Source organism: Idiomarina xiamenensis 10-D-4 (assembly GCF_000299895.1).
GTDB lineage: Bacteria > Pseudomonadota > Gammaproteobacteria > Enterobacterales > Alteromonadaceae > Idiomarina > Idiomarina xiamenensis.
Map to the genome: position 1 here is coordinate 117,391 of NZ_AMRG01000001.1, position 26,815 is coordinate 144,205.

The following is a 26,815-nucleotide window of genomic DNA, read 5'->3' on the forward strand; positions in this document are numbered from 1 at the left end:
GCTAATGGCGCCATTATCCAGATTTTAGCCGCCCGCGTCTTGTCTTAGCGCGAATAAATCACGCCGACTTAAGCGGTCGGCGTCAACATTAGCTGCTGCGTACTCGGTAATTCAAACTGTAACTCGGCGGCGCTGACGTGGCTGATGATCAACCACGTGCGCTGCGCATACTGCTCCACCATGCGTGTCAAAATACGTGCGGCTAAATCGCGTTGTAAGCCACTAAAGGGCTCGTCTAGCAGCAGCAGTGGGCGGCCGCTTAATAACACCCGGGCTAAGGCAATACGACGCAGCTGGCCACCGGAAAGCGCCAGGCCATAATCACCAATGCGGGTTTGCAGGCCGTCGGCTAATGCGGCGACGCTGTCGCTAAGTTCGACCAAGGCTAATACTCGCCACAACGCCTCGTCGCTAGCCGCAGGCGCTGCAATGCGCAGGTTGGCGGCGATGCTGGCGTCAAGAATATCGGTTTGTTGGGTTAAATAAGCGCAATGAACGGCCATTGATTGTGCGCTGCTGTCGCCACGATGCTGCAGCTTAATGTCACCATTGCTGGCCGGATATAGCCCCATCAAGGTGTCGGCCAAGGTCGACTTACCGGCACCGGACGAGCCTTGTAACCAATACACTCGGCCCGGTTCTGTGACCAAATTTAGATGTTGCACCACGCGCCTTTGTTGGCGGGTAATGCTCAGTTGAGCAATACGAAGTTGCAGATCGCGACCTTGAATATCGCGACTATGAACATCGCGACCATGAACATCGCTGTCGGCACTTTGGATGACCTGGCTACTCGCCATCGCGTCAGATTCTGGCTGTGGTTTTAAGAGCGCCCGGCTGGCGCCAATAATGCTACCGTAACTGCTCCATTGCTGTGGTGTTTCTAGCGCGGTTTCTTGCCAGGCCAGTGCGGCTAAGCTGAGCATGATTGCTTGTGCGGCGCTTAACTGGCCACTGTTGACCATAGTGAGACTGATCACTAGCACAACGATGAATAATAACTGTACGACTAAATCGACCCAGGCTTGACTGCGCTGGCGTAACTTGGCTTCGTCATCCTGCCAGCGTTGTAAGCGCTCGCCGTGACCTAAGCAGCGCTGTTGATAAGCCTCGTAATAACCCCAGCCAGCCAGCTCGGCGGCACTTTCGGTCAAGGCCATGCTGGCGCTACGCAAACGTTGTTGCTGGCGGGTATAGCGTACCGCCAAAATGCGGCTGCGTAGCGCCAAATGAGCGCTTAACGCAATCACTAACAGGCTGGTCAGTAGTAACGCTAACGCTAGCCAGGGCTGATAAAACAACCACCAAACCGCGACCAACAGCGTTAGCAGGGTAAACACCAAGGTTGGTAGCAATAGCCGTAACAATAGGTTGTCCATGGCTTCGATATTGCGCGTTAGGCGCTGCACGGTGTCGGCTAAACGAAAGCGTTTATCAGCGTTTAACGGTTGTTGGCGTAAGCGTTTAAATAGCGCAATACGCCAACGTGCTTGTAGCTTAAGCACTAAATCGTGATTAACCAAACGTTCGAGATAACGCCCGACGGTCCGTGACACCGCAAAAAAGCGAATACCCGAGCCCGGGCTATAAATATCAAAGCCGACATACAGCGCCGAGGCGGTAATGAACCAGCCCGATAACGACAATAGCCCCAAGGCAAACAAGGTGGTTAGCCACGCTAATGCCATGCCGAGTAATAGCTGTCGGCGTTGGGTAAGTAGCTGTTTGAGCCATGGACGTAAGTACTGACTATCACGCATGATCTTGTTCCTTACAGCCGATAACATAGTGATGGTCGGCCATACGCTGTAGCTCAGGGTCGTGGCTGGCGACCACGACGGTGCAGCCCTTGTCGGTCAACTCGCGCAGCTGTTGACGGATCACCGCAGCCGATGCGGGGTCGAGATTTTCGGTCGGTTCATCGGCAATCAGCAACGGCCGTTGCGCTAACAAGCAACGAGCCAACGCTAGACGGCGTCTCTCGCCACCAGAAAGTCCTACGCCACGTTCGCCGATGTGGGTATCTAAGCCATCGGCTAGCTGGGCTAACAGGGGGGTTAGTGCCACCGCTGCCAAGGCCTGTTGCAACTGCTGGTCGTGGTATTGTCCGAATAAATTGAGGTTAGCGCGGATCGAGCCGGGTTTTATATAAGGCTGTTGAGCAAAGTAGGCGCGCCCAGTCGTGGCTGACATAGGCGCTGGCATGCTGAGCTCGCCGGTGTAGGGGGCTTGTCCCAGCAACGCGCGCAGCAGAGTGGTTTTACCGCTACCCGAAGGGCCTGAGATAACGACCAGCGTGTTGCAACGCCACTGCGCCGGTGGATAATGCAACTGCATGTTGGGCGTCAGTGTTACCGACAGTCGTTGCCACGCGATATGCTCGCTGCTTGCTGCGGTGGTTACCGGGCTGAGCGTTTGCTTGGGCTGGTGCTCGCAAAGCAAGGTGGCAGCGCCTAAAGCGGCGGCACGGTCGTGGTAACTCTGCGCGAATTGACGCAGCGGGGCAAAATACTCGGGTGCTAATAGCAGCACCAATAAGCCGCTAAATAAGGTCAGCTGGTCGGCGCCTAGCCAACTGATATAGCCGAGCAGGCCAAAGCCGACATACAAAGCGACGCCAGCAATGGCGACACTGGCAAAGAACTCCAGCACTGCCGACGATAAAAACGCGACCTTCAGCGTACTCATGGTGGCTTGTCGATAACGCTCACCGGCAGCGGCAACATCGTCAACGGCGGTATCGGTGGCGGCAAATAACTGCAAGGTCGCCAAGTTACGCAGTTTGTCGGTAAAACTACGGCTCAGTGCAAAGTTTTGTTGCGCGTGTTGCTGGCTGAGACGTTCGGCGCCGATACCGATTAATGCCATAAATAGCGGTATTACCGGGCCACTGATGAGTAACAGTAAGCCAACTACCGGGTTCAGCCAAAAGCAAACGCTTAAAATCAGCAGCGGCGAAAAAACGGTGAGATATTGTAGTACCAGATAACGGCTAAAGTAGCCGTGCAGAGCGTCGATGGGCTCCAGCGCTAGGCTACCATCGGCGGCGGCTAAGCGTTGACCTTGTTGCAGTTGCTGCTGCCAGCGCTCGGTTAGTTGTTGGCGCGCAGCTTGCAGCGCATCGCTGGCGGCTCGTTGCTGTGCTTGTTCGCGCTGCCAACCCGCGTACACACGTAGTAAACTGGCTAAGCCTAGACTGATCAAGGTGGGGTATTGCTGAAGCAGGGCTTGCTCACCGACAAAGGTGTCATGTGCTAAGCGAGCCACCGCCCAGAGTTGCACAATAATCGCCAGGGTTTTGACTAAGCCAAATAAAAACGCCCGCTGGATCGGGCGTTTAACGGTTTTTGCAAGTTGTTTCAGGTAAGCAGAGGCTGCGTTAAAACCACTTCGCATGAAATGAGCTTCCTAAACGACTGACTAATGATAACCCTGACCGGCCTTGACTTTACCGCGGAACACCCAGTAAGTCCAAGCGGTGTAGGTCAATACAATCGGGATAACAAAGAGTAAGCCTAACAACAAGAACAGTTGCGATTCATGCGCCGAGGCCGCGTCTGCCAAGGTGTAATTGGGCGGTACTACGTAAGGCCATTTACTCGCCAACAAACCTAGGTAGGTAAACACGAATAGTCCCATAGTGGCGACAAAGGGAGTACCTTCGCGCTTATCGCGGGTCGATTTAAAGATCCAGTAGGCGCAAATTAAACCGCCAATCGGTAATAACCAAATGGCTGAGAAGCCGCTAAACCAGCGGTCAGAGACAAACTCATCAACAAACGGCGTCCACACACTGATGGCGGCGAATACCAACAATACGAATACCAGCAATGGATTCACCAGCTTGTAAGCCCAAGCTTGTGTTTCGCCCTCTGACTTCATGATCAACCAGGTCGCACCGAGTAAGGCGTAACCGGCAACCAAGCCCAGCCCGGTTAAAATGGTAAAGGGGGTTAGCCAATCCAGCGCACCGCCGACATAGCGCATATTCTCGGTTTCGAAACCTTGAATATAAGCACCAACGACCGCGCCCTGAGCAAAAGCGGCAACGATTGAGCCGATGCTGAACGACCAGTTCCATAAGTACCGCGAGGTATGCGCTTTAAAGCGAAACTCGAACGCGACACCGCGGAAAATCAAGCCGGCCACCAGCAAGAATACACCGATATATAAGGCTGGCAGCACCACCGCGTAGACCAGCGGGAACGCCGCTAACAAACCCGCGCCCCCCAGCACCAGCCAGGTTTCGTTACCGTCCCAAACCGGTGCAATGGAGTTCATCATGACATCGCGGTCTTCTTCGTTAGGGGCAAACATAAACAGAATGCCCTGACCTAAGTCAAAACCGTCCATCAGCACGTACATGATCACGCCAAAGGCAATGATGGCGGCCCAAATGTAGGTTAAATCAAAAATTGGTTCACTCATGACGTTGTTCCTTAATCGAAGCTAGCTTCGGCAGCTGATAACGGACGTTTAGCACGATGTTTGTCATCGTGAGTCTGATGCGTATCTTCGGTACCCATGCGAATGACGCGGGTCAGGTAGTAAGCACCTGCCGCAAACACACATGCGTATACCAAGAAGTAACCAATCAGCGTAAACAATGCCATACCACCGGTTAATGACGGCGTTAAGCCTTCGGCATGAGTCATCATGCCATAAACCAGATAGGGCGCGCGTCCAGCTTCGGTGACGAACCAGCCTGCTAGCACCGCAATAAACGGGCTTAAGGTCATCAGGCGTAAGCTCTGTAAGTACCAGCGAGTGCGCATGTAAGCGCGTTTAGGACGTAATGCCAGACCGATAATGGCGGTAATAATCATTAACACACCCATTGCCACCATCACCCGGAACGACCAGAACACGATCGGTACATAGGGTTGTTCTTCTGGTGGTACTTCTTTCAGTCCCGGTACTTCGCCGTCCCAGTCATGGGTCAGAATCAGACTCGCCATGCTCGGAATGCCGACTTCAAAGTGATTAGTTTGTTGCTCTTTATCGGGCCATGCAAACAGCAACAGCGGCACGTTCGATTGGGTTTCCCAGTTGGCCTCCATCGCCGCCACTTTGGTGGGTTGATGTTCAAGCGTATTTAAACCATGAAAATCACCGACTACGGCCTGTAGCGGGGTGATGATCAACAGCAACCATAAGCACATGGAGAGCGCTTTACGATGTAAGTCGACATCGCGCTTTTGAATCAAGAACCAAGCACTCACTCCGGCCACCACAAAGCTACCGGTAATAAATGATGCAAGCGCCATGTGCATAAAGCGGTATGGGAATGAGGCGTTAAAAATTGCTGCACTCCAGTCAACCACGTGATAAATACCGTCGCGTACTTCGACACCGGCCGGGGTTTGCATCCAGCTGTTTGCCGATAAAATCCAAAATGACGAAATGAAGGTGCCGATAGAGACCATCAACGCTGCAAAAAAGTGTACGCCGTTAGGTACTTTGCCGCGTCCAAAAAGTAATACGCCAAGGAACGCCGCTTCTAGAAAGAATGCCGTGATAACCTCGTAGCTCAGCATCGGGCCGAGGAAGTTGGCGGTAGCTAAGGCAAAATTACTCCAGTTGGTACCAAACTGGAAAGCCATAACGATACCGGACACCACCCCCATACCGAATACCACGGCAAAGACTTGTGTCCAAAAGGCGCCTAAACGTTCCCATTTGGGGTCGTTAGTTTTAAAGGCTAGGCCGTAAATCAGCGCCAAATAAGAGGCAAGGCCGATGGTAAAAACGGGAAAAATCGCGTGAAATGAAACAACAAAAGCGAATTGAATTCGCGATAGCAACAGCGGATCAAGCTCCATAACGACTACTCCTGATGCAAGGGTCGTGATAAGTCTACTCTTTACCCTTACAGGTTCAAGGGACAAACTTGATTTAAATTAATAGGACAGTAAATAAATTGTCGCAGGCTGTTAGCCAGAGTTGACAAGTGATTTGCTTGCCAAGCTAAAGCTGACTCAATATCATTTTGGAACGTCAATATTTTGATTAATTACCATTGAGTCGATCCGCTGGCATGCTTACCGGCGACGCACAACTGCAAGGACTGTTATGGCCTACGATTTTGGTTCACAAACACTGGGTATTAAAAACCCTTTTAAAAAAGAAGGGCTTATTCGTTTCGTCGCGGGGGTGTTAGTAACCCTGCTGGGCGTTTATGCGTTATTTCATGTGGCCGCGCTAATTGATACCCAGTTGAGCAGTGCTTGGTTATACGCCATTGCTGGCTTTGTCTTGCTGGTTTTGGGGCTAAAGCGTTGTGGTAGTGGCTTAATGCAACTGTTTAAGTTCTTTGTCGGCCGTTCGGTACCGGCGTCGTTAGCGTATAACTTAACTAAGAGCGAGCGAGATAACGCCAAACTAGAACAACAAAGCGGCAGTTTGGCCTATCCTAGCTCCGCTTTAGAGTCGATGTTGATGGGACGTAAAAACCTGACCTTTGTTGAGCCACAGGGGTGGTTAGCCAGGCTGGCACATACGGTTTTTCCGCGCTTGATATTTTTGCCCTATCCGATTCGCAATCTAGTGCAGGATGTGTTTGCGCTGGCGGTAACGACGTTTATCGCGTTTGTCGCTTTTGGCTTGACCTATTTTGTCGCTGCGGTGGGGCTGGCCGGTGCCGCTGGGCCGCTGATCATTACCTTATTTTCGTTTATTTTGGTGCTCTATTTAGTGCTGGCATGGCGTCGCGGCGCGCAACATATTCGCCTGAGTAAAGTAAAAACGCTAAATAGCTCCAGTGCGACCAGCTTAGCCAAAATTATCGCGCTATCGATTGTGTTCCCGGTGGTGATTGGCGTGTTGTATAACTGGCTAGTCAATAACGAACAGCGGTTGATGGCTGATATCGAGGCATTGTTTGCACAAGCGTCGAGTTTTAGTGCTTGGCCGTTATTGATTTTTTTGATCATGTTGATGTTTATCAGCATGGCGTTAATTGCAGTGTTGGTAAAGCAGCGTGGGGCATTGATTCAAACCAATACCGAAGTTGCTGAATATCGTGAAAATCTGCAAGAGTCGGTACATCCAAACGAAATCTTTATCAATATTGAAAATATCGTTTTGGCTAACCGTCGTTATAAAGAAGTGCCCAACCGTACTTATATTGAGTTTAGTCCGCGTCTTAATGAACAAAGTCAGGGCAAAGGTGACTTTGCCGGCGAGCTGTTAATTGAAACGCAACCGGCGTTGGCAAAAACCGAAGTCACGCCAAGCTTTTCATTAACTCGTTTATTAACCACGCTATTCGCGCAATTACTGATTGTGGCAGGAGCGGCAACGCTACTACTGCTGACGTCACAATTGATTGATTTATGGCAAGTCGTCAGTGGCAATGATGTTGTGGCGATGCTGCAAGGCGCCAACGGCGCAGCATTTATGGGACAGCTTAGTGATGTGGTGATGCCGGTGTTGGCCACCTTATTGTTATGTCTGTTGCTGCATGCGGGAGGACAAATTCTGGAGAACGCGGCGCATATCTTCTGGGCCGAGCTACAGTTTAATTCGTTGCTCATGTATATGAAAACCGAGGGAACCTTTACCGAATCAAAAATTTCTACCGGTATGTCTATTCATGACTCAACGCGCAGCGAGAACGTCATTGTTAAATCGTCTATTACACCTTGGATAGTGAGTTCTCGTATTAATACCAGCACCTTTGCCGATAGCGGCCAGAACAATGTAGAAATGCCTCGCTATGTGATGTCGCTGCATAAAAACGAAGAAGAATTGAACATGATGGTCGATGAAATTCGCAGCTTCTTAAAAAACCGCGAAACCATCGCCGGTTTTAGTAACTCGCAAGATTTACGCAATGCTGAGAACATTTTGCGAGTGAATCAAGTATCGCGGCAAACAGACGACAAACAGCGCTTAACCGAGACCGAACAGGGCGCGGGCTATTTACGTCACCAACAAGATGACGACGAGCCCAAGGCTTAATACCTAGTTGATGCTGGTGGCGTCGATTTGCAAATTCTTACATTTGCAAATTGACGGCCATGGGCATTTGCTCAATGATGCGTTGTTAACTTATCTGCCTAAGGATAATTTCTATCATGCTTAAAAGAACGCTATTAGCGCTGGCATTAGCCAGTTCGTTTGCCCATGCTGATGAAGGCATGTGGATGCCGCAGCAGTTACCCGACATTGCCGATAAATTGAAGGTCGCCGGTTTGCAGCTTGACCCCAATAATTTGACCGAGTTGACCGAGTTCCCCATGGGAGCGGTGGTGAGTTTGGGCGGTTGTTCTGCTTCTTTTGTTTCGCCAGAGGGTTTAGTGGTCACTAACCACCATTGTGCCTATGGCAGTATTGCTTACAACTCGACCCCTGAAAATAATATCTTAGCGAATGGTTTCTTAGCCAAAAATCTCAGCGAGGAACTACCCGCAGCGCCAGGCTCACGTATTTTTGTTACGACCGATGTCCGCGACGTTAGCAGCGATGTTATCGATCAGGCCACCGCAGCGTTAAGCGGTCGCGAGCGGGTCAAGGCGATCGAGAATAACAGTAAACGCTTGGTCGCTGAGTGCGAGAGTGATGCGGGCTACCGTTGTGATGTCTCTAGCTTCTACGGCGGTTTGTCGTATTATTTAATTAAGCAGTTAGAAATCAAAGACGTGCGTTTGGTGCATGCCCCTGCCGAGGGCGTTGGTAAGTTTGGTGGTGATACCGATAACTGGATGTGGCCACGCCATACCGGTGACTATTCGTTCTATCGTGCTTATGTAGGGCCTGACGGAGAGTCAGCCGAGTACAGCGAAGACAACGTACCTTACCAGCCTAAGTTTCATTTGAGCTTGGCGCAAGAGCCACTGCAAGAAGGAGACTTTGTCATGGCGCTGGGTTATCCAGGGCGTACCAACCGTCATCGCTTGCCTAGCGAGGTAGAAGATACCTTCACTTGGAGTTACCCCAATACGGTCAGCTATTATAAGCAGTCACTGGATATCATTGCCGAGCAAACCGCGAACAACAAAGATGCTGAACTGAAATACGCCAGTCGTGTGGCGGGCTTGAACAATTACATGAAAAACCGTCAGGGTATGCTCGATAGTTATGCCGATAGCGACATGCTGGCACGTAAACAAGCGGAACATAAAGCGTTGACAGCTTGGGTAAATAGCAACGATAAAAACCGCAATGCATACGCCGATAGCCTGCAACAAATTGAGTCGTTGCTGAAAGAGCGGCAACAACGAGAGCATCAAGATCATGCTTATACGTTAGCTAAACCACGTTTATTTGCTACTGCGCAAGCGTTGTATCGCCTAGCCGAAGAGCAGCAAAAACCGGATGCTGAACGTGAAGTTGGTTATCAAGCGCGTGACTTACCGCGGTTTGAGGCCTATGTGCGCGGTTTGGCGCGTAATTATGATAGCCAAGTCGAGGCGGCCTTAGATCGGCACTTTGTACGCCAGTATTTAAATAAGCCGGCGGCACAACAGCATAGTGAATTTAACAAGGCTATGGGACTGCGCGCCGATATGAGCGACGCCGAACTGCGAGATGTCATTGATGCTTGGTACGCGAATAGCGTGTTTAGCGATGTCGACGCGCGCATGGCGTTGTTGCAAATGAGTCCGGCTGAGTTACAACAAAGCCAAGACCCGTTCATCAAAGCCGCAGCGGCACTCTATCCGCAAGCGATGGCTGAAGAAAAGCGTGAAGAAGAGTTGGCGGGTAAAATCCAGCAAGCTTATGCCAACTATATGCGCGCCAAAATCGCTTACATGAATGAACAAGGTGAGGCGGTTTATCCAGACGCCAATAGCACCCTGCGAGTGACTTATGGCAACGTTAAAGGCCGTGATCATGGCACCCACGACGGTACCGCTTGGACAGCCTTTACGACACTGCGCGGTATTCAGCAAAAAGCGACTGGTGAGGGTGAGTTTGACGCACCAGATGCGCAGTTAGAAGCGATTGCTGCGAAAAACTACGGCGACTATTTTGTGCCGTCGTTGAACTCGGTACCGGTTAACTTTTTGGCGACCCTCGATATTACCGGCGGTAATTCAGGTTCGGCAGTGCTAAACGGCAAAGGTGAACTGGTGGGACTGGCCTTTGACGGTACGTTAGACTCGATCATTTCTGACTGGGACTTCAACGTCGACAATACCCGGTCGATTCAGCTCGATAGTCGCTACATGCTGTGGCAAATGAGTCAAGTAGACGGCGCCCAAAACCTGTTAAAAGAGATGGGTGTCGAGTAATTTTTTTAACGCTTAGTCGTTATTGTTAGAAGGGGCCTTGGGCCCCTTTTTTATTGGTCGTTTTAGCTACTCCAGACCTTCGCTAGCCCGCTTTTAGTGACCTAAATCCTCCTGTCTTAACGCTCATATCTCGATCTAATAGCACAGCTATCATATTCGTTATGACTGGTAATTATTTCATAAAACTTTTAACTATTAACGTTTGACTAACAACTGACTAGTTGACATAGTGAGGTTGTTGCTGGCTGTTTTTTGAACCGCAGTACTGTCGGCAGCGGCCCGTATTTCCTGTTGTTGCGGGGTAAGCGAGCGATTGCTCGTTAGCCGATCTGCAGTGCAGATCTCATTAAATAAAAAAAATAGGAAGACGATTATGTTAACAGAGAACATTAACTTCGATGACTTGAACGTAGACGATGTGAACTTGGACGGTTTAGAAGTTGCGAATGTAAGCAACGCAATGGCTTTACCTGAAACCGGCGCATCAAGCGGCACCTCATCGTGCGGTTCTTGCTCTACCTGTGGTTCATCATCATGTTGCGGTAGTTGTGGTGGTGGCGATGTTTCAGTTCAACAAGAAATTAAAGCTAACTAAATCATCGTTAAACTGCAAAGCGTACCCGTTGTTGGTTGTGGGTGCGCTTTAACATGGGGAGTTGTTCACTAATGCAGAATAATAAAGAACTCATTACCGTGTCATCAATAAGTAAATCATATGACGACAAGTACGCCCTGCATGATGTATCTCTGACGGTGGATAGTGGTCAAACGGTTGCGCTGATTGGGCCTAATGGGGCTGGTAAAACAACATTCATCGAAACGATTTTAAACCTGAAAAAACCTGAACAAGGGGCGGTTTCAGTTTTCGGTATCGATATTCTTAAACACCGGAAAAAACACCTGCCTCGGGTTGGTGCACACCTGCAGGAGGTTCGCCTTTTTCCAAAGGTATCAGCCCGCGATTTTTTGCATTTCTTTCAACAACTGTATCAAAAAACCGCTGACGTGAATGAAATCATCGAAGCGTTAGAGCTGACCGAGTTCGTCGATAAAAAAATCGGTCAGTTGTCAGGCGGCATGCGGCAGCGCGTATCACTGGCGTTGGCGTTGGTTAATGACCCCGATTTAGTGCTATTAGACGAACCGACGGTTGGCCTTGATCCGATTGCACGGCAAGAGTTTTGGCGCTTGATTCAGAAATTACAGGCCTCGGGCAAGACTATCCTGTTCACCACCCATTATATGGAAGAGGCGACCACATTAGCTGATCGCGTTGTCATGCTGCATCAAGGACGGGTTGTCTTTAATGGTGCGCCGCATGACGTCATTAGCAAAGCAGAAGAGATCGGCGGCAATCTCGATCAGGCTTACTCTCATTATGTACAGGCAGCTAACGGACAATAATAATGCTTTCAAAAAAATTTCGGGCTTATCTCGTTTTTGACTCTAAAGTCTATTTTCAAGAGCCGATGGTATTGTTCTTCGCGCTCATTTTTCCTGCGGCAATGTATTTAGCGTTTGGTATGTTGTTTGGTGATAGCACCTATGGCAGCGCTAGAAACAGTTATTACGACGAATACACCGCGAGCTTTCTGGGTATCATTTTATTAAATACCGCGTTGTTTAACATCGCGCCATCGCTGGTGGTTTATAAAGAGTTGGGCTTCTTTAGACGTTTGATGGTAACGCCGTTAAGCATTAACTCGATTGTTTTTTCTACCCTAGTTAAAGCCTTTATTATTTTCATCTTGGGCATGGTGGAAGTGTTCTTTCTGGGCTGGTTGATGTTTGACCGCATTATTCCTGAGTACCCGCTGCAAGTTATTTTCGGTTTAGCGATTTCGGCGTTCAGCTTGTTTGCCTTCGGCTTTATGTTGGGCAGCTTGTTCAAGCGTTCAAATTCTGTGTTTTCTGCCAGCGTCTTAATTTTCCAACCGATGTTGTTCCTCTCTGGCGCCACGATACCACTGGAAACCTTTAATCAACTGTTCCTGATGATAGCGCAAGTCATCCCGATGTATCACGTGGTGGAGCTGTTACGCCTGTCTTGGTCAGGGCAGTTATACAGTGAGGCGGCCATCGTGCCGGTGGTGGTATCGGTGGTCATTGGTGTGATTTGTATTTTTGTTGCCAACCGCACTTTTGAAAAGTCAGCGGTGTAAACAGCACCTGCTGTCAATGCGTCTTGAAAACGATTAAAAAAATAGGGACGACTGATTATGCTCGCTAACAATGTCTCACGACAGGCCGATGCAGCCGATAAAACATGGTTAGAACGTTTGCATGACGATGGTTTTGCGTTGCACCCGAATTACTTATTACGGGTCTGCGGTGAACCCGCTAATTTGACCTTAAGTTTAAGTGACGGTCAGTGCCAGCGTCATGTCGACGATATCTTGCAGTTAGAACACTGGTTAGAGGCGAATAAAGAAGACTATTGCGGCTATGTTGAAACCTGTATTAAAGGTTTAGACGATAAGGCCGCATCGAATAAATTGCTTAAGATAAAGAGAAACATCTTCAATTGTCGGCCGATTTCCACCAACTTGTTAGCTGACGTTGAGCATGTTTTTGATGCTGATAGCTTTCGTCAGGTGCAAGACATTGTTGAGCGCATTAATCGGCTTGAACAGTGTCGGCAAGAGCTGGAGCAAGTTTATCAAAACGAATCTGACGCTATTTCGGCGCAGCTTAATGCGGTTTGGCAAAGCAAGAATCTACGGCATGCCTTAAGCTATTCGAACCCGAAGATATTTGAAGATTTGGAAGCGCTTTACCAACGACCGGAAAAAAAGATAAAGCGTAAAAAGCGTCGTCAGTTAGAGGCTGGATTATTGCGTTACGCCTCCCGTAGCTCGTTAAAAACCAGTCCGTTATCAACCTTTACTCCGGTTTTTGTCGGGCACTGGCGTACGGCTAAAAGCTCACGCGATATCGAATTGTCGGGCGAGCTCACCCACCGTATGGAAGTCAAGGCGAGCCTGTTTCAAGCCATCATGCATAGCCTGCTAAGTGACTATCAGCGCATCAAAGCGGATTTTCCGATCAAGCTAAATCCATCTATGCAATTAGTCGATGGTCAAATCCAGCTGAAACGAGTGGTGCCTGAGGCGGGTCTTAATGGTCGCGTTTGGGGTACCGGTGAGGTCGACGTCAAACTGAATGCCAATCAGATGATTCAGTGTTTGTTTGTGGCCTTCCAACAATTGCAGCAAAGCGAAGTACTAGCTGACGAGTTGATTGCTAAAGTATTAACCCTAGCGCCTAAATTAGAAGCCAATGTGGTCGACAGTTATTTGGCTAAACTGTTTGATGCACAGGTCTTCGTGGTTGAAAGCGGTTTTTATAATCAAACCGAACTGACAACTTGGGCTGCGCAAGTGCTGCAGCGTTCCAGCGACGCTGGCGCGCAACAAGCACTAGCACACCTACAACAACTAGAAGAGCTGTTAGACGAGTTTCCGCAATTAGCCGCCGAGCAGCGGCTGCAAAGCGCACGGCGTATTAATGATGGTATCGCTGCTTTTGCCGACGCATTGCAAGCAACACCCGCGGCAGAATTACAAACACCGGCTTTTTTTGAAAATAGCTATTTTGTCGATGACGAGGTGGCGGTTGAACAAGCTTTCTTAGAGCCGTTTGCGGACGATTTTAAACTACTGACCGAGTTATCAGTATTCTTTGACGTACACCAATTGGCGCAAACAAACTTTGCTGACTTTTTTGTCGATCGGTTTGGCGTTGACGGTGAGTGCCAAGACGCGGCTGCCTTTATCGACGACTTTGCCAATCGTTATGGCGCAGGGCTGCCGGATTTTGTTGCCGATCCCAGTCAATTGGTTAAGCCTTCAGCTATCACCACCGAGTTTAAACAGGCAATTGCGACATTTACCGACTATTTATTAACGCAAGTATTTGCTAACGACCAACAGCAGCGGCGAGTCGAACAGGTACAACTCGATAGCGCGCAATTACGGCAATTATTGGCGACGGTGCCAGCAGCGATTCGCGAGCGAGGTGCATCGCACAGCTTCTTGGGCCAAATCGCGCAAGCCGACAACCAGCCGTTATTTGTACTCAACCAGGTATTCAGTGGTCATTCGGGTCTGTTATCTCGATTTTTTGAAGTGCTGGGTAGCGACAAAATAAACAATATTAAAGATTATTTAAGTGCCGTCAGCCGCGACGGTGAGTCGGCTGAAATATCCGGGTTATTTGGCTTTAATGCGAATAAACATCCGCAACTGACTGAGCAAGAGCTACAGATCCCACCTTTTGCTAATAACCGTGAAGAAACCGAAAAACTCGCGTTGCACCAGCTGACGCTGGTGTACGACCAGTTGACTCACAAGGTATTTTTTAAATCGCCAACCGGTCGCTTATTAGATTGCTTTTATCACGGCTTTCTGATGCCGCTGTTATTGCCCAATTTGCACCGCATTTTAACCCTATTGAATATGAATGGGGTGCTTATTTATGTGTTGCCGATTTTGCGTAGTGGCCGCTTTAGCACGCGTGAAGATATCAGCCTGATCCCTAGAGTTTCGGTGGGTAATGTGGTCTTGATCCGTAAATCATATATGGTGCCGCGCGAGCTATTACCCTCCGCCGAATTACCGGAAGCCGAGTTCTTTGCCGCGCTGCAACGCTTTATTCAAGAGCGTCAATTACCACAATCGGGATTTGTGCGGGTATCACCTTTTGACACTAATCCGGGCTCGACCGATAGCAAACTCGACTGGTCGAAACTGGACTTCAAGAACATGAAACCCTTTTACGTCGACTTTCGCAATCCGCGCTTAGTGCAATTGCTTTATATCGCCTTAAATCGCAATGACTACCCCATTGTGATTAGTGAGCCGTTACCGGATGTCGATGATCAGCATGTGACGGTGCAACAGCAACCACACGTTGCTGAATTTCAGTTCGAGATCACCAAGAAGCCGGGCACCTTTAAAGGTCAGCATCACTCAACCGCGACTCAGCAAGGGGGCTAATCATGTGGCACGTTATTCGAATTGCTTATTTTGAAAATGATAAATCGGCGTTGCTGCTAGGGCCGCTAAAGCACGTCATTGAAGACATTTTAAAGCCTGCAAAAATTACCGCTTACTTACAAAGCCACTGGAAGTTTGGTCCTCATATCGACCTGACTTTGCAATGCTCACAAAACCAGTTTGATGCGTGTTATCCGCGTATCAAAGCACAACTGGATGATTGGCTAAAACAACACCCGTCAACCACGGAGCTACAGCCAGAAGCCTACGAGAAACTGTCTTATCAGTTGGGCATGAGTGAATTGGCTTCGCCGCCTTACTTACCGCTATTGACTAATAACAGCGTGAGTATTGCCGCTTATGAGCTGAGTGAAAGCGTTGATATTGAAGCGCTGCATCAAAATAAAGTGCAGTTTTTGCAAGCGACTTGCGAACTCACGCTCGCGTTAGTGGCATTAAAACAGCAGCAACAAAACGAATTTTTTGTCGCCCTAATTTTGATGATGGGTATGGTGGCGATGCGTTTTCAGCCTGATGGTATCCGGCGTGGCTATATTTCCTACCGTTCACACGCCGAGTTTTTTCTAGAAAATTACGACCAAAGCGGCGCGCTACGACAAAAATTTGATGCGCTTGATCAACGTTTACAAAGTGTGGTTGATGACAGTCTGGCCAAATTAACGCGCGAGCAATGGTCGCAGTTGTCATTATCGAGCACGGTTATGCAGTTACTACGGCAATGGTCGGCTATCGTCGATGAAACTTATGCACAGCAGTTGGCAACGGTTACCGATAATTATCAGGCGTTTATCGATGACGATGATGAAGTCTCTAAAAGCGAACGCCACTTTGTGAAAATGGCTGAGCAAGTCTCGTCTCAAGTACCGAGCCATATTAAAACCATCGATCGTGATTTTAATACCGGCAAGGTGGTTAAGAGCGCCCTCCAGCATGAACAAGGTAAGCAGTTATTCCGTTCGAAGCCCTTTATCGCTTACCGCTTGACCGTCAATTATTTTTATCTGTTATTACCAACCTTAGAGATCAGTCCCGTACAAAAATTCTCGCTATGCCATATTCTGGCTAACGCGGTTGAGCGGCAATGGCAGTTGAATTGGCAGGACATTATTCCTGTTGCTGCAGGAGGTGAGCATGGCTGAGCAATCGCAAACACATTCACTGCCACAGCAGAATTTACAGTTAAAGGGCAACATTTATTTTAATAAGGTCGAAGACGGCGTTTATTTTCAGGGCGCGAATGGTGGCTTTGTTTTAAAAGGCCAGCAAATCTATCCCATCGTCGCCAAAATCGTGGCGTTTATTGATGCCGGCGTCAGTTTGCAAGATATTCATCAAAAACTACCTGAAAAAGTCAGACCGCTATTTCACAGCTTGTTGACGCAGTGGCAGCAACATCAAATGCTGATGCCGCGACAAAGCGACAGCAAGGTACCCGAAAGCTGGTGGAATTGTGCTGAATTTGTCGATTTTTATCAGTACTTAAGAGAGGCCAGTAGCGATTTTGAGCAACGCTTTTCGGCTTGGCAGCAGCAGCGCATTTTGCTGATTGGTAATGGGCCTAGCTTAATTTCGGCACTGCATGGGTTGGCCATATCGGGTCTGTCGACGCTAACCGTAACCGTGCTCAACGACCGCGACACGGCGACGGCAGTCGAAGCCATTATCGCTGATTACCAGCAACAATTGCCAGGTTGGCAGTGCCAACTGCAGGTTGTCGATAAGCTATCAGACGAACATGATGTGAACGACCAACAAGTGCTGTTTTGCAGTACCGATTTACCCTACCGTAAGCAACAATGGTTTGGCCCTGCCACGGTGACGGCGGTTGCCGGTGGGGTGCAAGGGCGCGCGGTTGTATCGCCGGTGACCAGCATTAGTCAGTGTGACCATATGGCGATGTTGCAGCAAATTCGACCGGCAGCCGATAGCGCAGTACAAATGCCGGATGCGGCGTGGTCGGTGTTGGGTAGCGTGGCGGCGTTAAATCTGGTCAAAGCTTTCTTTGCTTTGGAGCTGAATTCGTTACGTAACTATGTTTATCAAGTCTCTCCTTATCTCGAGTTATCCAGACACCCGCTGCTGCCACTACTGACCACGGCAGCCAGTGGAGTAGAGCAGAATGGCCAACTAAGCACAGCGCCGTTAGCGTTTGAAAGCGAATTTGAGCTACCCGAAGAGCGCGATATGCTGCTTTACGAACAAGTCAAATTGGCATTGTTTCCGTATTTTGACCCATTACTGGGCTGTTTTGACGAGACTGCAGGACGACAAATAAAGCAAGTCCCATTTTTTCATGCCCGCCTTGATGTCAGCGCGCTGCCAGCTGCGCAATCGGCAGCCACGCTAATGGCGGTGGCGTTGAGTGCTGACGGCGCTGGTTTACGGGTGTTGAGCAAAGCCATTCAATGGCGCATGGCTGCTGCCGCCGAGGTCGCTGCCGAAGCGTTAACCGTGGCCTTTGATGTAAACACATGGCGACAGCAGGCATTCGCTCGTTACTGGCTGAACGATGTTCAGCGTTGTCGTGCTCTGCATAGTTTGTCGGTGCCTTTGGCGCAAGTAGTCGATGAAGAAGTGCAGTTGCTATGGCAGTTTTTAACCACCACCGGAATCGCGTTACAGCAGTTCACGCTGTATTGGGACGAACAAGGCTATTGCTTTGTTTGTGGCCTGCAAATTAGCCCACAACAGACGCTGCATGCCGTTAGTTACTCGCCCTTAGAAGCGCTTCGGCAGTGCTTAGGCGAAGCCTACTTACAGCAGCAGTTCGGCGATAGCCATGAGCTAAGCATGAGCGTTGCAAGCTGGGTCGATAGCCTACCTGCAGCTAATGTTGCTGTTGATGAGCAAGGTGAGCGTTGGCGTCAACTGACACGCCAAGAGCCGCCGTCATTGCCACCCCTGCACGAGCAGTACTTTGATACTGCGCTGTTATCGATGGGGGTTTATGCCGGAACGGTTGATGTCGTTACAGAAGCGCTGGAGGTTGTATGAGCCAGTCACCAGGTTTGCTCATAGCGCACGACGGGTCGCCAATTGTGGAACACATACACGCGGCCTTTGCCAAGCACCATCGGGTACAACGGTTAGCGGCTTATCAGTCACCTGACGCGCACAGTGATCAGGTTTTGCTGGTCGTTGCGAGCCTACGTCAGCATGCATGGCTGACTGAATTGCAGCGTTTAGCGAAGCAGCGTCAACAAGCGCTGTTGCTGGTCGGCTTGGCGCCCGGTGAAATGTGGCTAGGTCCCTATGTGGCTAACGGTGGTGCGGGCTGTATCAACTGTATGCGGCGCTGGGCGCACAATAATCACCATCAACCTTATCATTGGTCGCGCTTAGCCGAGCCCGCACCCGATCAGATTCGAACTCAGCTTCCTGGTGCGCTGTCGCCGGCTAGCTTGAACATTATTGAACAGCTATTGCACTATCATTTTGCTCGGCTTGAACACGATCACTTAGCCGCCTACGCACGTCGTGTGATTCGCTTTGATGTGCTGCGTAACCGAACTTCTGAACATCGTTTCATCAGCGATCCAGGATGTCCTATTTGTGCCTGCTTACCGGACGATTCCGCCGCAGCCGCCAAGCTCGACTTACAACCCTGTTTGAAAGATCGTGCAAGTGATACCCGTGTCGCCAACAGTCAACTGTCATTAGCACGTTTGAAACGCGATTTTTATGACCGTCATTTGGGGTTGATTCGGCATGTTTATCAGAGTCTGACCTCGAACTTGATGCCGATGTACTCAGCCGAACTGCCGATCATGCATACGCGAGAAGTCGAGAGCGGCTATGGCCGCAGCGAAACCCAACAAAGTGCCGAAATGGTGGCTATTTTAGAGGGTTTAGAGCGCTATGCCGGACACGCGCCGCGTGCTCATCGTACCGTGGTACGCAGTAGTTATCGGCAACTACAACTACCAGCTATCGACCCTCAGCAGCTGTTGTTGCACGATCAGCAGCAACAACACGAAGCTGGCTACGGTCTGCCCGCGTACAGCGAGGATTTAGAATTCTCTTGGGTGTGGGCGCACTCGTTTGCACAGGATCAGGCGCTGTTAGTGCCCGAGCAGTCGGTTTATTACTATTTACTAAACACCCCGTCGCAACCGGTTAACCGCTTTGTTTACGAGACTTCTAATGGCTGTGCATTGGGCGGCGCAAAAGAAGAAGCGATATTTTGTGGGCTGCTAGAGCTGATCGAGAGAGATGCTTACATGACCACTTGGTATGGTCGTTTTACACCGCCTGAAATCGACTTAGATAGCATTGACGACGAACGCATTCAGTTGCTGTTAGCGCGCGCCCGAGGTCAGGGATTCCGCTTACACGCCTTTGATATTCGGGTCGGCATCGATGTTCCCGTGGTTTGGTGCATGATCGTCGATGATGCCGAGCACGCGCCGGTAAAATCATACTGTGCTGCCGGTGCTCATCTGCGCCCGGAGCAAGCGATTTACAGCGGGCTGATCGAGGTGACTACCTCAATGGGGGTGTATCAGCAGTCGATGCCACCGTTAAAGGAAAAAGCACAGCGACTCTTCGCTGATCCCAGTCAGGTTCAGGACATGCACGACCACGTGCTGCTTTATAGTTTGCCGGAAACTTTCTCGCGCTTGGCGTTCTTGTTTTCGGAGCAGCCCAAACAGCGCTTGTCCGATTTATACGGCGACGCTTATGCACAACATAGCCAACGCGATATGACTGTCGACTTACGTCAGCTCATTAAGCAAGTGATGGCCTATGCTGATGACGTATTAGTGGTCGACTTAACCTTTCCTGAATTGGCTGCACATCAATTGCATTGCGTAAAGGTTATTGCGCCGGGTCTGTTGCCGGTGACGTTTGGACATCAATATCGTCGCATTGCGCTGAACCGAATCAATCGCTTTGCACGCAGCGTGGGCGTTACCGAATTTAACGATGTCGGTGACTTGAACCCTTACCCACATAATTTTCCGTGAGTTTGTTATGCGCGATTTATTAGCTCAGCAGTCAATACCATCCTCTCAGCCACCGCTGAATGCAGCGGATGCTTGGTTATTAGCAAGCGATCGTCGTTTTGATAATCTGTACATGCCGATCTTAGTGGATAGCCGCCTGATAAAGGGGTACGCGATGCACAATTACTACCGCTCGTTAAGCAACCGCCGCGCACTAGTCTCAGTGTTGCCGATTTCATTGCTGGCGGTGATTCTGCCTTAGCCAGTTTAAGTGATGTCGACAAACTGAGCTTGCTGTTTCAATTCTGCGCCGCACCTGCGCGTTATGAACCCTTGAATCGTCCCGATATTCACTATCCGGTAAGCTCCTTTGGTGGTTTACTTTCCTGTTGCTTCTACTTACTGACGCCAACAGCACGGCAGGGCTATGTCGATGTTTTTCGCTATCAGCCCAACTATCATGCGTTAGAGTGCGTTGCCCGGCAGCAAGCCTGGCAGCAACCCCTGGCCGCCGACCAAGCGCTTTTAGCAATAGCCGGAAACTACTGGATGGTGGTCAATAAATATGGCGAATATAGCCCCTATGGCGTTGCTTTAGATGCCGGTATTTTAGTCGCACAAGCTAATTACTTAACGCAGCTGTGTGAGCTGCACTCAAGCGCTTGTCCTGAGTCGTTACCGGCGCTGCAAGCGCTGTTGGTCGACAACCAAAGCGCGACACAAATTTTTGCGGCGCAGACGTTACGATTCCAACAACCGCCTTGGCAGCTATTGCAGAGCAATGCTGCCGATACCCGTATCGCGGTCTGGCAAGAGCCGTCCATTGCTTACGCCAGCCTGCCCAACTTGCCGGCGTTATTCAATCTGTTTGCGACTCCGGCGCCGACGCCGGAACCATCCTCATCGGCGCCATCCGGCAGCGCGCCGGTAACGTTACCGACTACCGATGTGTTACGCGTTATGCAGCGTCGTACCGCGGCCAATGATGCGGTTGGTTTTGCACAAAAAACGCCGCCCTTGAGCCGTCAGTTTTTAACTGACTTTTTGCAAACCCGCGAACAATTAGCGCAGCGCCGTGAACGGTTAGCGGGCGAGTCGTTGTTAACGATGCAGGTCGCTTGGATTAATCCATTTGGCGTTGAGCAAGGGCTTTATGACGGCCAGGGACAAGCGCTACGACTGCCCGCCGATAAAGAAGCTTTTTTAGATCAATTACGTGATTGCTTATACAGCAGTCAGCAAAAGTACAACATCGCGTCGTTAACGATGGAATTATTCATCACCGTCGAGCCGCAACAATGGCTGGCGGCTTACGGTGATAGTTCGTTACGGCTGGCGCATATGGCGGCTGGCGCGGTGGCCCATGATATTGCCTTAACGGCGTCATTATTCGGCGCCTTTGCGCGCCCGGTAAGAATGTTTCGTGATACGGCTTTACAGCAGCGCTTAGGGCTTACCGGGCAATTATTGGTTCAGGTCTTGGTGGGCTTTCACCGCCATCACAACTTTGCGGTAAAACTATGACAACGACTCACGCACAGCGCTGGTCAGCTTTTCACGTGTTTTTGCACGATACTGAGCAGCAAGAAGTTTTCTTACAACAACAATTACCAAGTTTGGTGCGCACGTTAAAAGCCGAACAGCAAACGGCGAGTTGGTTCTTTTTGCGCTATTGGGATGGCGGCCCGCATATTCGCGTTAGATTCGAATCGTTGCAGCAGCCACAGCAGGTGCTTAATCAGCTACAAGATAGCGCTCGTCAATTACCCGCACAGCAAGCGCTCAGTGCCGAACAATACTATGCCAATCATAGTTTTGACGGACAACCAATGGCTATCGACGAACTGGATTGGCATCACGATGGTGAAGTAAAGCAGTTCCCTTATGAGCCCGAGTATGCGCGCTATGGTGGCGAATCGGCGTTGGTCATTAACGAGCGTTTATTTTCGATTTCTAGCGAAGTGGCGTTGGCAATCATCGCGGCAACGCAAGGACAATTGAATCAGCGTTTGCAATTGTCACTGAAAATGATCATTTGCTCAGTCTTTACTGTTAATCCGTCACTTTCTTCTGTTAAACAGTTTGCAACCTACTATGCTGAGTTTTGGCGTAGTCATGCTGCTGGCGTGCAAGTACCACAACAAGCCGATCCGGCGTTACGAAAAACGATTGCGCGCAGTTTAGATGAAGTGGTTGAACAGCAGGTCACGGGTGTCATTGGCACTTGGCTTAGCTACTTGAGTCACGCCATTGACGAATGGCGGCGGCTGTATCGTGAGCAGCAGTTAGTCTCGCCATTGGATGGTCAGCGAGTAGAGACTGACGAGCAGTGCGAGATGGCCATTATGAGTATGGTCGGTTCACAAATTCATATGTTAAACAATCGTCTTGGGGTAACGCCGGCTTATGAATTTTTCTTGGCCGAACGTATCCGCATAGCGTTATCAACCGCCGACCAACGGAGTTAAGGGTGCCATGAGCAAAGCGTTATCATTAGCTTGGACCAGCGTCAAACGTAACCGCTTACGCAGTTGCTTGCTGCTGTTTACTATTTGCTCTGGCTTTTTGATTTTTGGCGTATTGGGCACGCTTAATTTTTCGATGTCCGGTGGTAGCGACCAGTTTGCGCAAAGTCGACTCATGGTGATCAGCCAAGGTGGCTTAGTTGATCCGTTGCCTATCGCTTATCAACAGCGTTTAGCCGCCATTGATGGCGTTGCATCGGTGGGCCATGCAACGTGGTTTGGTTTGCATTACCAAGAAACCGATCAAGATATCATGTCATTTGCGGTAGATGGCGCCATGTGGCTGCAACAGCATCCCGAAATGGAAATCTCCGATACCGCTGTACAACGCTTCTTGCGCAGTAAAAACGGTTTGTTGGTCAACCGCCATATCGCTAATCGATTTGGCTGGCAGGTGGGTGACCAAGTGCCTTTGAAAAGCATTTTGTTTCAACCCAGCGATGGTTCTGGCTTCTGGTCATTTGAAATCAGCGGCTTGTTCGAGACCACCGATGCCTCAGGTGGCCGTAAATATGTCATTGCACATTATGACTATTTGAACGACGGTCGTGTTATTTGGCCGGATACGGTCGGCAGCTTTATTGTTGTACCGCAAGACGGCGTTGACGCTAACCAACTGGCAACCCGCATTGATGACCATTTTTTACGCTCTCAACAAAGCACTTTCTCGGCCACCGATAAGGCCTTTCACGATGACTTCTTTAAACAGTTTGGTGATGTCTTTTTTATTATCAAAAGTGTGGTACTGATTTCATTTCTTTCTATCGTCATGGTGGTTGCTAGCACCATTGCTTTAATGGTGCGCCAGCGTACCCGTGATATCGGTGTATTAAAAGTTATCGGCTTTAGTGGCGCGCATGTTTTTCGCATGATTTATACCGAAGTGTTCTTGTTGGTCTCGCTGGGAACCGCGCTGGGGTTGTTGCTTGCCTTTATCGTCAATAAGGTCATGATTTATTACTGGCCGATCATCCCCGACATTAATTTGCCACCCTTTGTACTGCTGCAAACGTTAGTCATCGCGCTCGCCTTAGCGGTGATTTCGGGTGCTATTCCTAGCTACTTAGCACTGCGCATGAAACCAGCGGAGGCCTTTAAAGTTCATGAGTAAATTCGCGTTATATTGGCACTTCTTCCGCTTTTCACACCGCTTTATGTGGCGGCAAAAGTGGATGTCGCTAACGTCCATAATCTCGATAGCGCTGGTTGTCGTGGTATTGGTTGGCTTTTTATCGATGGCAAAAGGGTTCGAGCAAGCCTTAACGAATTCTGGTTCGGAGCATATTGGCATTGCTTTGTCGGCTGATGCGCAAACCGAAATTACCAGCAATATTAGCCAAGAGCAGGTAGATATTTTGCAAAATTTGGTCAATCGCTTTTATGGCCAGCGACAAGCAATTTCAGCCGAGTTAGTTAGCGTCGTCTCGACCACGCTAAGTCATCAAAATGAACGGATTAATATTAACCTGCGGGGCCTACAAGCCACGGCTACCGATTTACACGAAGGTTTTAACTTAGTGCAGGGACGCATGTTTCGGCCCGGTACCGCAGAATTGATCGTCGGTCATAGCTTGGCGCAGCGCGTCGATGCGCTGCAAGTCGGCGAAGAAATAAACCTCGGTGGCGTCAAGTGGCGCATTGTCGGTATTTTTCAGTTACACGGTAATTTGTTTGAATCCGAGGTGTGGGCGTCAGATAAAACCGTGCAAAGTGATTTCGAACGACAGAATCAATTTCAGTCGGTACGTATTCCATTACTTAATGACGATGCGTTAATTGATTTGGCGATAGCAATAGCCGAGGAGCGTCGTTTAGAGCTGCAATTGGCGACCGAAAAGTCGCATTTCCAACAGCAATCTAGCGCTACGGTAGGTCTGATCACTTATATCGGTTGGCCGCTGGCGATTATCCTTTCGGTCGGCGCATTTTGCGGCACCTTTAATAGCTTAAAAGTGATGATAGACGCACGTCGACAGGAGTTTAAAGTGCTGCGTCTGGTCGGTTTTAAGCGTGATTTGGTGTTTGCGATAGTGATTTATGAAGCTTGTATCTACGCGTTGTTAGGTGCTGCGGTGGGCTTTATTAGCGCTTGGTTGCTATTTGATGGGTTACTTACTTCAACCTTTGGTGCCGGCTTTAATACCGTCTCATTCGCCTTGCAGGTAGACAGCGTTACTGCCCTCCAAGCTTTGTTATTAGCGTTAGTGGTGGGCGTTCTTTCGGGTCTGATACCCGCTTTAGGCGGTAGCAGAATTAAAGCGAGCAAACCTTATGAAGCATAGGTCGCATGATGAATAAAAAAATAGAAACATTAAACGAATTGCGCATCGACCGCTCGGCAACACCAGCAAAACCGTCGTTGGGGCGGCGACTCATGCCGCTAGCCATCGTTGCCGTAGCTGGCATTGCTGGCTATGGTTTTTGGCAAGCAAGTGAAAGCACCGCTATGGCAAATCAACAGCAACAGCAGATCAGCGCTAGTCAACAGAACAGCCAAGTTATGGTGCAAAGCGACGACGCCGTACAAATCAATGCTAAGCAGGGCGGAGCGGATAATACGCAACAATCCTCGTTTAGCGTCAACAACAGTGTGTTGGAGGCCTCAGGCCATATTACCGCACAGCGTGTGGCAACGGTGTCGGCAAAGATTATTGGTCTCATTGAAGAGGTTTATGTCGACGAGGGAACTGCGGTTGAGGCCGGTCAGGCATTAGCTCGATTAGATGCGCGTATTGCTGAGTTAGATTTAAAGTTAGCGCAAAATCGGCGTCAGCAATACCAAGCCGAAGTTAAAAAAAGTCGTGCAGAGATTCGTGATACCGAACGTCAAATTAAGCGCTATCAATCGCTGGCAGAGCAACATTTTTCGAATCAGTCAGAGCTTGACTCGTTACGTATTGATTTGGATGTGTTGCAGTCCAACCTGACGATTGCACGCGCCAATGTTGCGCAGAATGAACTTGAAGTTGAACAACTGCAAAAGCGTTTAGACGACCATACTATCCGTGCACCATTCTCTGGAGTGGTGACCATCAAAAACGCCCAACCTGGGGAAATCATCTCCCCCAGCTCAGCCGGTGGCGGCTATACCCGAACGGGTATTTGCACCATCGTCGATATGTCATCGTTAGAAATTGAAGTTGATGTGAACGAAGCTTTCCTCGATAAAATTTATGAAGGACAGCCGGTTAAGGCTCAGCTTTATGCCTACGATGACTGGATGTTCGACGGCAAAGTTAAAAAGATAGTGCCCACGGTCGACCGTGCAAAAGCGACGGTGCGTGTGCGCATTGAAATTCTTAAGGCTTCGGAACGCATTTTACCCAATATGGCGGTTAGAGTGAGCTTTATTGATGGTGTTAGATTAGCCAGTGAGGGAGGAAAGGGACGGTGATCACATTAACCAACGTTAATAAATGCTACCGCAAGAAGAATAATCAGGTGCAGGTGTTTAATGACCTCAATTTCAGTGTAAATGAGGGCGATTTTTATGCGGTGATGGGGCCATCGGGAACAGGGAAAAGCACCTTTTTAAATATCATCGGTGGTGTTGATGGTATCGATAGTGGTGAATATTGGTTTGCCGATAAACGTATTGATCATTACAACGAGGGACAGTTATCGGATTGGCGCGCTCAGCATGTCGCCTTTGTTTTTCAGTCGTTCAACCTATTAAAAAACCTTACCGCGGCTGAGAATGTCGAGCTACCACTCTTGTTGACCTCATTGGGTAAAAGTGATCGTCGTGAACGGGTAAAAAAGGCATTAGATCTGGTTGCTTTAAAAGACCGCGCTGACCATTTGCCTGAAGAACTCTCAGGTGGGCAACAGCAACGAGTAGCAATAGCTAGAGCAATCGTTTCTGATGCGCCACTGATTTTATGTGACGAGCCGACCGGAAATATTGATGCGGAAGCCACCAAAGAAATTCTGGAAACACTGAAGTTATTAAATGAGGAGTTCAACAAGACCATCATTATGGTGACCCATGATAGTGACGCAGCGAGTTATGCTAAACACCTTTTTTCGTTAGAAAAGGGGAGCTTTGAAGAGAAGTTCATTCAGTAACCAATACTATTTTTATTGAT

The 26,815-nt window shown here is 49.4% G+C and carries 20 protein-coding genes; 16 read left to right on the top strand and 4 right to left on the bottom strand.

Translation table 11 applies throughout. The features are described 5' to 3' along the window. Positions 1–68: 68 nt before the first annotated feature. The 4 genes from A10D4_RS00540 to A10D4_RS00555 are packed head-to-tail and all read right to left on the bottom strand — an operon-like array spanning position 69 to position 5,822. Complete coding sequence (locus A10D4_RS00540) at positions 69–1,760, bottom strand: amino acid ABC transporter ATP-binding/permease protein (RefSeq protein WP_008487039.1); 1,692 nt, start codon at positions 1,758–1,760, stop codon at positions 69–71. Then, a complete protein-coding gene (locus tag A10D4_RS00545; RefSeq protein WP_008487040.1) occupies positions 1,753–3,396 on the bottom strand; it encodes an ABC transporter ATP-binding protein/permease in 1,644 nt (547 codons plus the stop codon). Before A10D4_RS00545 ends, A10D4_RS00540 begins: the two co-directional genes overlap by 8 nt. Before the next feature lie 24 nt (positions 3,397–3,420). Further along, a complete protein-coding gene (cydB, locus tag A10D4_RS00550; RefSeq protein ID WP_008487042.1) occupies positions 3,421–4,428 on the bottom strand; it encodes a cytochrome d ubiquinol oxidase subunit II in 1,008 nt (335 codons plus the stop codon). An 11-nt stretch (positions 4,429–4,439) separates the two neighbouring features. Next, positions 4,440–5,822, bottom strand: coding sequence for a cytochrome ubiquinol oxidase subunit I (locus tag A10D4_RS00555; RefSeq protein ID WP_008487044.1), 1,383 nt, complete (start codon positions 5,820–5,822; stop codon positions 4,440–4,442). A gap of 250 nt (positions 5,823–6,072) precedes the next feature. Between A10D4_RS00555 and A10D4_RS00560 the strand changes: the two genes are divergently transcribed. From A10D4_RS00560 to A10D4_RS00635, 16 genes are all read left to right on the top strand, one after another. Next, positions 6,073–7,962 carry a hypothetical protein gene (locus A10D4_RS00560; protein WP_008487045.1) on the top strand — a complete coding sequence of 630 codons (1,890 nt, stop codon included), beginning with the start codon at positions 6,073–6,075 and terminating at the stop codon, positions 7,960–7,962. A gap of 116 nt (positions 7,963–8,078) precedes the next feature. Further along, positions 8,079–10,238: a S46 family peptidase gene (locus A10D4_RS00565; RefSeq protein WP_008487046.1), complete on the top strand. Its 2,160-nt coding sequence runs from the start codon at positions 8,079–8,081 to the stop codon at positions 10,236–10,238. Positions 10,239–10,611: 373 nt separating this feature from the next. Beyond that, entirely contained in the window at positions 10,612–10,833 is a 222-nt protein-coding gene (locus tag A10D4_RS00570; RefSeq protein WP_008487047.1) for a thiazolylpeptide-type bacteriocin, read from the top strand. Between the two features lie 41 nt (positions 10,834–10,874). Beyond that, positions 10,875–11,642, top strand: coding sequence for an ABC transporter ATP-binding protein (locus A10D4_RS00575; RefSeq protein ID WP_156812051.1), 768 nt, complete (start codon positions 10,875–10,877; stop codon positions 11,640–11,642). Between the two features lie 2 nt (positions 11,643–11,644). Beyond that, positions 11,645–12,400, top strand: coding sequence for an ABC transporter permease (locus A10D4_RS00580; RefSeq protein WP_008487051.1), 756 nt, complete (start codon positions 11,645–11,647; stop codon positions 12,398–12,400). 57 nt (positions 12,401–12,457) lie between these two features. Then, on the top strand, positions 12,458–15,235 hold the full coding sequence (locus A10D4_RS00585; protein ID WP_008487052.1) for a lantibiotic dehydratase: 2,778 nt from the start codon (positions 12,458–12,460) through the stop codon (positions 15,233–15,235). Between the two features lie 2 nt (positions 15,236–15,237). Beyond that, positions 15,238–16,395 carry a lantibiotic dehydratase C-terminal domain-containing protein gene (locus tag A10D4_RS00590; protein ID WP_008487053.1) on the top strand — a complete coding sequence of 386 codons (1,158 nt, stop codon included), beginning with the start codon at positions 15,238–15,240 and terminating at the stop codon, positions 16,393–16,395. Further along, positions 16,388–18,250: a hypothetical protein gene (locus A10D4_RS00595; RefSeq protein WP_008487054.1), complete on the top strand. Its 1,863-nt coding sequence runs from the start codon at positions 16,388–16,390 to the stop codon at positions 18,248–18,250. Before A10D4_RS00590 ends, A10D4_RS00595 begins: the two co-directional genes overlap by 8 nt. Then, on the top strand, positions 18,247–20,223 hold the full coding sequence (locus A10D4_RS00600; RefSeq protein WP_008487055.1) for a TOMM precursor leader peptide-binding protein: 1,977 nt from the start codon (positions 18,247–18,249) through the stop codon (positions 20,221–20,223). Before A10D4_RS00595 ends, A10D4_RS00600 begins: the two co-directional genes overlap by 4 nt. 7 nt (positions 20,224–20,230) lie before the next feature. Then, positions 20,231–20,464: a hypothetical protein gene (locus A10D4_RS00605; RefSeq protein WP_008487057.1), complete on the top strand. Its 234-nt coding sequence runs from the start codon at positions 20,231–20,233 to the stop codon at positions 20,462–20,464. A 29-nt stretch (positions 20,465–20,493) separates the two neighbouring features. Continuing rightward, positions 20,494–21,726, top strand: a complete 1,233-nt coding sequence (locus A10D4_RS00610) for a nitroreductase family protein (protein WP_008487059.1) — start codon at positions 20,494–20,496, stop codon at positions 21,724–21,726. After that, entirely contained in the window at positions 21,723–22,670 is a 948-nt protein-coding gene (locus A10D4_RS00615; RefSeq protein ID WP_008487060.1) for a thiopeptide-type bacteriocin biosynthesis protein, read from the top strand. Before A10D4_RS00610 ends, A10D4_RS00615 begins: the two co-directional genes overlap by 4 nt. Before the next feature lie 7 nt (positions 22,671–22,677). Next, entirely contained in the window at positions 22,678–23,838 is a 1,161-nt protein-coding gene (locus tag A10D4_RS00620) for an ABC transporter permease (RefSeq protein ID WP_008487061.1), read from the top strand. Further along, a complete protein-coding gene (locus tag A10D4_RS00625; protein WP_008487062.1) occupies positions 23,831–25,009 on the top strand; it encodes an ABC transporter permease in 1,179 nt (392 codons plus the stop codon). The genes A10D4_RS00620 and A10D4_RS00625 overlap by 8 nt, the downstream gene beginning before the upstream one ends. Before the next feature lie 5 nt (positions 25,010–25,014). Next, positions 25,015–26,121: an efflux RND transporter periplasmic adaptor subunit gene (locus A10D4_RS00630; RefSeq protein WP_008487063.1), complete on the top strand. Its 1,107-nt coding sequence runs from the start codon at positions 25,015–25,017 to the stop codon at positions 26,119–26,121. Then, positions 26,118–26,795 carry an ABC transporter ATP-binding protein gene (locus tag A10D4_RS00635; protein ID WP_008487064.1) on the top strand — a complete coding sequence of 226 codons (678 nt, stop codon included), beginning with the start codon at positions 26,118–26,120 and terminating at the stop codon, positions 26,793–26,795. The genes A10D4_RS00630 and A10D4_RS00635 overlap by 4 nt, the downstream gene beginning before the upstream one ends. Positions 26,796–26,815: the final 20 nt, after the last annotated feature.

Coding starts and splice junctions, on each gene's coding strand:
- A10D4_RS00590 (WP_008487053.1), top strand. CDS start 15,238: ATGTGGCACGTTATTCGAATTGCTTATTTTGAAAATGATAAATCGGCG.
- A10D4_RS00605 (WP_008487057.1), top strand. CDS start 20,231: ATGCGCGATTTATTAGCTCAGCAGTCAATACCATCCTCTCAGCCACCG.
- A10D4_RS00615 (WP_008487060.1), top strand. CDS start 21,723: ATGACAACGACTCACGCACAGCGCTGGTCAGCTTTTCACGTGTTTTTG.
- A10D4_RS00545 (WP_008487040.1), bottom strand. CDS start 3,396: ATGCGAAGTGGTTTTAACGCAGCCTCTGCTTACCTGAAACAACTTGCA.
- A10D4_RS00580 (WP_008487051.1), top strand. CDS start 11,645: ATGCTTTCAAAAAAATTTCGGGCTTATCTCGTTTTTGACTCTAAAGTC.
- A10D4_RS00565 (WP_008487046.1), top strand. CDS start 8,079: ATGCTTAAAAGAACGCTATTAGCGCTGGCATTAGCCAGTTCGTTTGCC.
- A10D4_RS00620 (WP_008487061.1), top strand. CDS start 22,678: ATGAGCAAAGCGTTATCATTAGCTTGGACCAGCGTCAAACGTAACCGC.
- A10D4_RS00585 (WP_008487052.1), top strand. CDS start 12,458: ATGCTCGCTAACAATGTCTCACGACAGGCCGATGCAGCCGATAAAACA.
- cydB (WP_008487042.1), bottom strand. CDS start 4,428: ATGAGTGAACCAATTTTTGATTTAACCTACATTTGGGCCGCCATCATT.
- A10D4_RS00625 (WP_008487062.1), top strand. CDS start 23,831: ATGAGTAAATTCGCGTTATATTGGCACTTCTTCCGCTTTTCACACCGC.
- A10D4_RS00570 (WP_008487047.1), top strand. CDS start 10,612: ATGTTAACAGAGAACATTAACTTCGATGACTTGAACGTAGACGATGTG.
- A10D4_RS00630 (WP_008487063.1), top strand. CDS start 25,015: ATGATGAATAAAAAAATAGAAACATTAAACGAATTGCGCATCGACCGC.
- A10D4_RS00540 (WP_008487039.1), bottom strand. CDS start 1,760: ATGCGTGATAGTCAGTACTTACGTCCATGGCTCAAACAGCTACTTACC.
- A10D4_RS00595 (WP_008487054.1), top strand. CDS start 16,388: ATGGCTGAGCAATCGCAAACACATTCACTGCCACAGCAGAATTTACAG.
- A10D4_RS00600 (WP_008487055.1), top strand. CDS start 18,247: ATGAGCCAGTCACCAGGTTTGCTCATAGCGCACGACGGGTCGCCAATT.
- A10D4_RS00555 (WP_008487044.1), bottom strand. CDS start 5,822: ATGGAGCTTGATCCGCTGTTGCTATCGCGAATTCAATTCGCTTTTGTT.
- A10D4_RS00560 (WP_008487045.1), top strand. CDS start 6,073: ATGGCCTACGATTTTGGTTCACAAACACTGGGTATTAAAAACCCTTTT.